5 protein-coding genes are annotated in these 7707 nt (G+C 41.9%); all 5 read left to right on the top strand.

Annotated features, from left to right (window positions below; genetic code table 11):
- The first annotated feature begins 412 nt into the window (after window positions 1-412).
- Window positions 413-1921: a hypothetical protein gene (locus RAO94_07860; GenBank protein MDP8322250.1), complete on the top strand. Its 1509-nt coding sequence runs from the start codon at window positions 413-415 to the stop codon at window positions 1919-1921.
- 181 nt (window positions 1922-2102) lie between these two features.
- Window positions 2103-2795: a TatD family hydrolase gene (locus RAO94_07855; GenBank protein MDP8322249.1), complete on the top strand. Its 693-nt coding sequence runs from the start codon at window positions 2103-2105 to the stop codon at window positions 2793-2795.
- Window positions 2786-3541, top strand: a complete 756-nt coding sequence (locus tag RAO94_07850) for a tRNA threonylcarbamoyladenosine dehydratase (GenBank protein MDP8322248.1) — start codon at window positions 2786-2788, stop codon at window positions 3539-3541. The genes RAO94_07855 and RAO94_07850 overlap by 10 nt, the downstream gene beginning before the upstream one ends.
- On the top strand, window positions 3542-4924 hold the full coding sequence (locus RAO94_07845; protein MDP8322247.1) for an aldehyde dehydrogenase family protein: 1383 nt from the start codon (window positions 3542-3544) through the stop codon (window positions 4922-4924). It abuts the gene before it with no gap.
- A 130-nt stretch (window positions 4925-5054) separates the two neighbouring features.
- Complete coding sequence (locus RAO94_07840) at window positions 5055-7691, top strand: helix-hairpin-helix domain-containing protein (protein ID MDP8322246.1); 2637 nt, start codon at window positions 5055-5057, stop codon at window positions 7689-7691.
- Window positions 7692-7707 lie beyond the last annotated feature (16 nt).

The following is a 7707-nucleotide window of genomic DNA, read 5'->3' as shown; positions in this document are numbered from 1 at the left end:
CCCGATTACCCAAAAACATGTCAAAGAAATTATTTTATAGCCCTAATTATCACTATCTTGAGCTATCTCCTGACACTAAAGTAACCGGACTGACCACGGCATAACAAAATAATGTTATGCCGTGGTTAGTCCGGTTACAGTAAGGCTGGTATATTGGTTTGAGAAGAAGTGGGAGGGGCGTGGACAATATGGACAGAATGGACATAGTGGACGTAGTGGACGATTTTGGGGATGGGGGGAGATACAGGCTTACTGCGTGTACTTCGTTTACTGGGTTTACTGCTTTTACGGATGTCTTGCAGAGGATTTCAACCATTTTACAGGCTGTTAATCAGGTTTTTCTTGACGGGAAGTGAGAATTGCGGGATTAATGAAAAGAGAGAAAGAGTACAAATAAATTGGAGGATATATTATGAAGAAAACAGTATTAGTGGGAGTTTTGTTATTATTTTTATGGACGCTTTTTGCTGATGGAGAAGCAGATACAACTGATCCGTTAAGTTTTGGTGGAGGTGTGGGCTCAGTGATGATAGGTGATCAAACCTATATGCGTCTGCGACTAACCCCTGAGCTTCGGTTGGGTAAACTTGGAATTGGACTTGATATTGACCTTCTGTTCACCGAAGATGGTGGCGTGCGTGAAGAAGATTGGGACGACTGGCAGGATTATGTGAATAAACTTTATTATATCCGCTGGAGTGAGCGAGGTGATACATTTTTTGCCAAGCTGGGAGCTTTCAGCAGTTACAGCCTGGGACCAGGTCTGGTGATGAATGATTACAGCAATACCTTGAGTTATCCCATGGATCGCCAGTTAGGCTTGATGTTAGGCGGCAAACTTCCCGTGATGGATATGATGGTGGAAGGTTTTACTTCCAATATCACTGATCCCACAATTCTTGCTGGTCGTGTAACTATCGCACCGCTGTTTGAATCAGGAATTCCGCTCTTGAACAAATTGCGTCTGGGAGCTACAGTGGGATATGATGTGGATCAATATCTGGGAATTTCTGAAGACGAAGAACAGACGATCATGAACACTGTAGATACAGATGATGATGGTATACCAGATATAAATGATTTTGATGGTGATGGAGATGGTCTCTTTACAGAAACAAACCTTCTGGAAATGGGTTTTAGTCAGGAACAGATCGATGAGTTAGATGATCTGGGTGGATTTGTGGAACTTGGTGAGAATCTGGATGACCCACTTGCTGATCTTGAAGTAGATGATATAGCGGTGCTGGGATTTGATTATGATCTGCCACTGATAGATACAAAAATGCTGAAATTGAGTCATTATGGAGAATTAGCTCAGATAGTGGATAATGGCTATGGCTTTATCTTTCCGGGATTTTATACCCAGTTTGCGATTTTCCATTTGAATTTGGAATATCGTCAATATGATGACAATTTCATGGCAGGTTATTTCGATCATTATTATGATATGGATAGAGCTTATCTGCAATTTAATCCAGATGAAGGAGCTGCCGGGGAATATGATATATTTGTGAAGGAATCACTATTGGAAAACGTGACAGCAACTCGAGGCTGGTATGGCAAACTGCGAGCAGATCTTTTTAATTTCATGTATCTGGAAGCAGCATACACTGATATGTATGCAGAAGGAGATGAAGACGACTCGAAATCTCTGATCGGGACAGCCGGAATTAATACCAGTATTATTCCCAAGCTGAAGAATATGGAATTCAAATATTACCAGGTGGATGTGAGTGAGATCACCTCTATTATCGCTCCTCATGTGATCATCCAGGGAACTCTGCGTTATGAACTTAGTCCAGGCACAAATCTATTGTGGCAGTATCAGGAACGGTATGTGGATTATGATAATAACGGTGAGATCGAAGGCGACGAGGAAACGGAACGTGATGTATCCATGGGTGTGGAATTTAAATTTTAGTTAATAGAGAAATAATCATGACCCTGTCATCACTCAATGTCAGGGTCTTTTTTTTCGAATGTAAAACCTCGCGGATGGTCTTAACCTCCGCAATGTTTGGCAATGCCACTTTAGAAGAATCGGACAGGTCAACCATTTCAAAGGTCTATCGACCATTTGAAAGGTTTTGGTTGGGTGAATTATGAAAAATATAAGAGATAATCATTGTCATCTGGAAGAGATCTACCGGGCTGGCAGGCTGGATGATGAATTGCAGGCAGCGCGAAAAGCCGGTGTGACAGGATGGTTTTCCAGTGCTTTATGCCGTGAGGAGATGGAATGGCATCTGCAGCAGGAAATAGCAGGTATGACGTGGTGTGCTGGGATTCATCCCTTTTACGAAAAAAGCAGCGAGCGGGATTGGGACTTTCTGGTGGAACTGGCAGGTTCGGGAAAAATTGCAGCTCTTGGAGAGATAGGTTTTGATAAGCGAAATGATAATTGGGAGTGGCAGAAAAAAATACTACTTAAACAACTCGAGCTGGCACGGGAATTTGACCTTCCAGTGATCTTTCATGTGGTGAAAAGTTATTATGAACTATATAAACTTTTGAAAGACAATTTTCCCAAGGTGCGGGGATATCTACACGGTTTTAATAGTTCAATGGATGTATTTGAGGCTTTTAACAGCTTTGATCTTGGGTATTCTCTGAACGCCAGACTGCCTGAGGATAAAGTGGTGCAGGCTATTATCAGAAGAGGATACTGGGAGATAGAAACTGATGCACCTTATGCCAAACCAGCAGACTTTGATGGTGAATATAATGTGCTGGCAAATTTGATCTGGGTAAAAGATAAAATCGAAGAAATAATGGGAATGAAAATATGGAAATAGATCAGTTTTCGCGAACACGGCTGCTTTTTGGCAAAGAAGCCATGGAAAAATTTCAAGCTGCCAGAATAGGGATCATGGGTTTAGGTGGAGTAGGTTCCTATGTGGCAGAAGCCCTGGCTCGCAGTGGGATAGGCAAGCTTTTGCTGGTGGATTTTGATGTGATCAGCGAAACTAATATTAACAGGCAGCTTTTGGCCTTGCACAGCACGATCGGCAGGCAGAAAACGGAAGTAATGAAAGAGCGGATAGAAGATATAAATCCAGACTGCGAAGTGGATATATATAGCGGATTCTGCAACAAAGACAGCAGGGACGATTTATTACCCGGACTTGATATCGTGGTGGATGCCATTGACAGCCTGGTACCCAAAGTGGGCCTGCTGGAAGACTGCTGGCGTCAGAAAATCCCAATTATCTCGATATTAGGCGCAGCGAGCCGCTTTGACCCGAGTCAGATCAGACTTGGTGATATTTCCCAGACCTATATGTGTCCTTTGGCAAGACGGGTGCGGAAATTTTTGGGCAGACGCGGGATCAGAAAGGGAATAGATGTGATCTACAGCATTGAACAGCCAATTGACCAGTATCCTCCGGAAGCAGGTTCATTGCAGGATTGGAAAGGTGATACTGGAAGAATGAGGGGAACCTTGGGCTCAGTGGTTTATATGCCGGCAATTATGGGAATGTGGGCAGCAAGTTGGGTTTTGCAGAAATTGAGTGGGGAGAGAACCCCAGAGGAGAAATAGATGAAAAAAGTAATAGTAAAAAATCCTTATGATAAAATGGAGATATCTCGAATTGATATTGATGATGCCAGGGCAGTGGATCAGAAACTGCAAACTGCTTATGCTTTGGCAAATGACCGCAGTAAATGGCTGCCGGTTCATAGACGCATTGAAATCCTGGAGAAGACGGCTGCCATTATGCAGGAGCGAGTAGATTTTCTAACAAAACTTGCTGCTATGGAAGGTGGCAAACCCTATCGCGATTCCAAGGCGGAAGTGATGCGAGCAATAAATGGCGTGAAACTGGCAATAGAGCATATTGGTCAAATGAAAGGAACTCAAATTCCCATGGGACAGACACAGGCATCAGCCGGGAGACTGGCATTTACCATGCGCGAGCCAATAGGTGTAGTAGTATCCATCAGTGCCTTTAATCATCCCTTGAACTTGATAATCCATCAGACAGTACCAGCAATAGCTGTGGGTGCTCCGGTGATCATAAAACCCGCTTCCAGCACCCCTTTATCCTGCATTAATTTTGTTAATATTTTGAGGGAAGCCGGATTACCGGAAGAGTGGTGCCAGATTGTTATCTGCGAACGAGGAGTTGCAGAAAAACTGGCTACAGATGCCAGAGTGAATTATTTTTCTTTTATCGGTTCAGCAAAAGTAGGCTGGAATCTGCGATCAAAGCTATCTCCTGGTACACGGTGTGCTCTGGAACATGGTGGAGTGGCACCAGTGATCGTGACCGAAGATGCCAATATAGATAAAATGACAGCAGAACTGGTGAAGGGTGGGTTTTATCATGCCGGGCAGGTATGCGTATCAGTTCAGAAAATATTTGTAGCAGAAAAGATCATCCAGCAGGTAACCAGTAACCTGAAAACAGCAGCTCTAAAATTGAAAACCGGTGATCAGCTTGATCCGGAAACGCATGTGGGTCCCTTGATCACTCCTGAGGAAGTGAATAGAGTAGATGAATGGGTGCAGGAAGCTATTGAAAGTGGCGCAAAGCTTGTTTGCGGTGGGAAAAAACTCTCTGAAACCTGCTATGAACCAACTATTCTGTTGAATCCTCCAGAAGATTGTCATGTCTCCAAAGAAGAGATATTTGGACCAGTGATCTGCCTTTATAGTTATAAAAACCTGGAAGAGGCAATATTAAAAGCCAATTCATTGCCCTTTGCCTTTCAGGCAGCAGTTTATACCCGTGATTTGGAAACTGCTTTATATGCTTCTGAACAAATCAATGCATCAGCAGTAATGATCAATGATCATACAGCTTTCAGAGTTGACTGGATGCCGTTTGGTGGTAGAGATACCTCTGGAATCGGAGTGGGTGGAATCCCCTACTCCATGCATGAGATGACGAGAGAAAAGCTTATTGTGATCAAGAGATAATTGTGGTAGGAGACAATTTTTGTATGGAATTATGAGGATACTGAGGATTTACGTTAAAAGTGCTTTACATAATAAGGCGTAAAAATAAACCTGATTTGTTGAAATAAAGATGAAAAGATAAGGATATCTGATGAGAAGACTGATAATATTATTTATTCTCGTAGTTGGTTTGACTTTAATTGCTGAACCGATCGATCTGAACAGGGCTGATCTGGATGAATTATATCAATTACCCTTAACGCACGAGCAGGCAGAAGCTATCTATGAATATCGCACTTATATCAGCTTTTTTAAAAGCATATATGATTTGAGGGAGATAGAGGAAATAGATCAGACAACTTTAAATAAGATCAAACCCCTTGTGATAGTATCTCATTATGAAGATCGTGATGAAGCTGCTCAGCGAAGGGATGAGATAGCATACCTGATAGAACGGCTTGGAAACAGCGAGGGTATGCAGGAAGGTATGAGTGATATTTGGGAAGATTATCTGATCACCCCGAGAAATATCAATCGACTCACTTTTGCGAACCTGCTCAATATGCCTAATGTTTCACCTCTGGATGCAGTATCAATCCGCAAAAGAATAGCAAGGGGTGACAGTATTGCCGATTATCGGGATTTACGGCAAACAGAGGGAATTGCCTATTATGGGGCATCAAACCTGCGTCATTACGTATATTATGATGATGAGAAGGAGATAGCTGAGCGTTTTTATTTTGATGCCCAGGTGAAATATGCTGATAATCCTTATGAAGAAGATCCTGAAACGATGTTCAAAGAATCCATGATAAATCTATTGCCAATTGGTGAAACCCAGACTGGCTGTCCCCGCATTAAGGATCAGAGTTACTGGGGATATTTTAACATGGATAAATATGATTACAGTCTGATGACCAAACTTAGATTCCGCTGGGGAAACAGGATCAAGGGCGGCATCATGTATAATAGCGAACGCGGTGAACCTACTCTGTTTGACTTTAGTGGGCAATCACAAGATCTGGGTGAAAAACTGATAGATAACGGTAAGTATTTTGCCAGTTATGAAGACTATATATCCGGCAGTAATCATTTCAAACTAATTGCCGGACATTACCGGGCAACCTTTGGTCAGGGTCTGGTAATGGAAAATACTGATTTTTACAGTGCCCGTAAAACCGGTGCTGGATTCAGTAAGCGCATTACGGGGATCACCCCGGATCTTTCCCGCAGTCAGGAATTTAATCTGCGTGGTTTGGCAGCAGAATTTGATAATCAGAACTTTTATGGAGCTTTGTTCTATTCTAATGATAAGAAAGATGCAGTGGTCTATGATAGTAATCATGATGGCGTTATTGATGAAAATGATGATAAAATTTTTAGTTATATTACCATGACCCGTAGATTTGATAATGAAGAACTGGCAGAAGCTGAGGAATTCTTTAACGGTTATTCTGATCCAGGTACTACAAACCCTTTCATAATTAAAATGGCTCCGCGCCTTGACTGGGTAGAAGAGAACACTATGGGTGGAAGATTTGCCTGGTCTCCTATTGCCGGGACAGAAGTAGGCGTCAGTGGTTATGAATCTGTGTATGATAAGGATATTGTAGTGGATCCTGACAGTTTAACTGGATACCTTTTCCGCTCGAGTGATGATGCTTTTGGGAAATGGAAAGATCCTGACAGCGAGATACTGGGATTATATTCCACTTCAACTGATGATTATGAGAGAGATTATAGACGAGTATTTGGTATGGACTGGCGGACAACTCTTGGTAACACTTCCTTTGAAGGTGAATACGCAGAACTTCAGGTAGATGGTAATGAGATTGCTTTGGGTGATGATCCCGGCGCAATAGTGCTCAGCAGTTATACACAATGGGATAATCTTTACCTACTCACTCTTTATCGTGATTATGACCTTGATTTTGATAATCCCTACGCCAGAGGATTTAGTGAACATCAGAAATTTGATAATACTGCCCTTGATAATTATGCTTATACCTTGACCAACTCACTTCTGAATGATCTATATTCCAATCAAGCACAGGCACAGGCAGAGCGGGGAGTATATTTTGAGACCCGTTATAGATTCAATGAAAAGCTGACTATTTCCAGAGCCTATATTGATATCTGGGAACGTAAATGTGATCTACGTAAAAGTATCCGTTTCCAGGGAGAACTTGATTTTAGGCCGATCTATCAATTAAGCCTGAGGTTGAAGCATAAACATCAGGAGAACCGTTATGACGATTTTGCTGAGAGAGCTGTATCAATTACAGATGAAACAACTTTCAGAACGATAGCTAATTTATCAAATTTTGACCGAATCTCGCTGGAATACCGCTTTTTGACAGTTTGGGGAGCACCTTATGTGTATTTGAGCAATGACGGGGAAATCGGTGGAAATACTACTGCTGAAGGATCTTCACGCAGTTTTGCTGATTATATCTGTGTGGACTATACCCATCATTTCAATGATCTTCTGAAAACCCAGGGTGCTTTTATGCTCTGGGATAGTAATGGCTTATCTCACTGGGACTGGGAAGATACTGAGATAGATTTCTTTGGTGAAGAGGGATTTAAATTCTGGTTTACAATTTCTGACAGAGTATCAGATAATCTTTATTTGAGCCTTAAATATAAATATAAAAAATACAATACACGGGAATATGATTACCGGGCCTGGTGGAATGAAGCACCGGATTCCGGAGTACCCTGGGTATATAATAAAGTGAAAAAAGAAGTAAATACGATCAAGCTGCAGCTTGACTATAAATTTTAAGAAATCCGGAGGAAAT

The sequence above is a fragment of the Candidatus Stygibacter australis genome (assembly GCA_030765845.1).
Taxonomy (GTDB): domain Bacteria; phylum Cloacimonadota; class Cloacimonadia; order Cloacimonadales; family TCS61; genus Stygibacter; species Stygibacter australis.
Note: the sequence above shows the minus strand (reverse complement) of the source record. Positions and strands in the feature narration are given on the sequence as shown.

Bases quoted from the DNA above. Each gene is read 5' to 3' on its own strand.
- RAO94_07855 (MDP8322249.1), top strand. From the start codon at position 2,103: ATGAAAAATATAAGAGATAATCATTGTCATCTGGAAGAGATCTACCGG.
- RAO94_07840 (MDP8322246.1), top strand. From the start codon at position 5,055: ATGAGAAGACTGATAATATTATTTATTCTCGTAGTTGGTTTGACTTTA.
- RAO94_07850 (MDP8322248.1), top strand. From the start codon at position 2,786: ATGGAAATAGATCAGTTTTCGCGAACACGGCTGCTTTTTGGCAAAGAA.
- RAO94_07845 (MDP8322247.1), top strand. From the start codon at position 3,542: ATGAAAAAAGTAATAGTAAAAAATCCTTATGATAAAATGGAGATATCT.
- RAO94_07860 (MDP8322250.1), top strand. From the start codon at position 413: ATGAAGAAAACAGTATTAGTGGGAGTTTTGTTATTATTTTTATGGACG.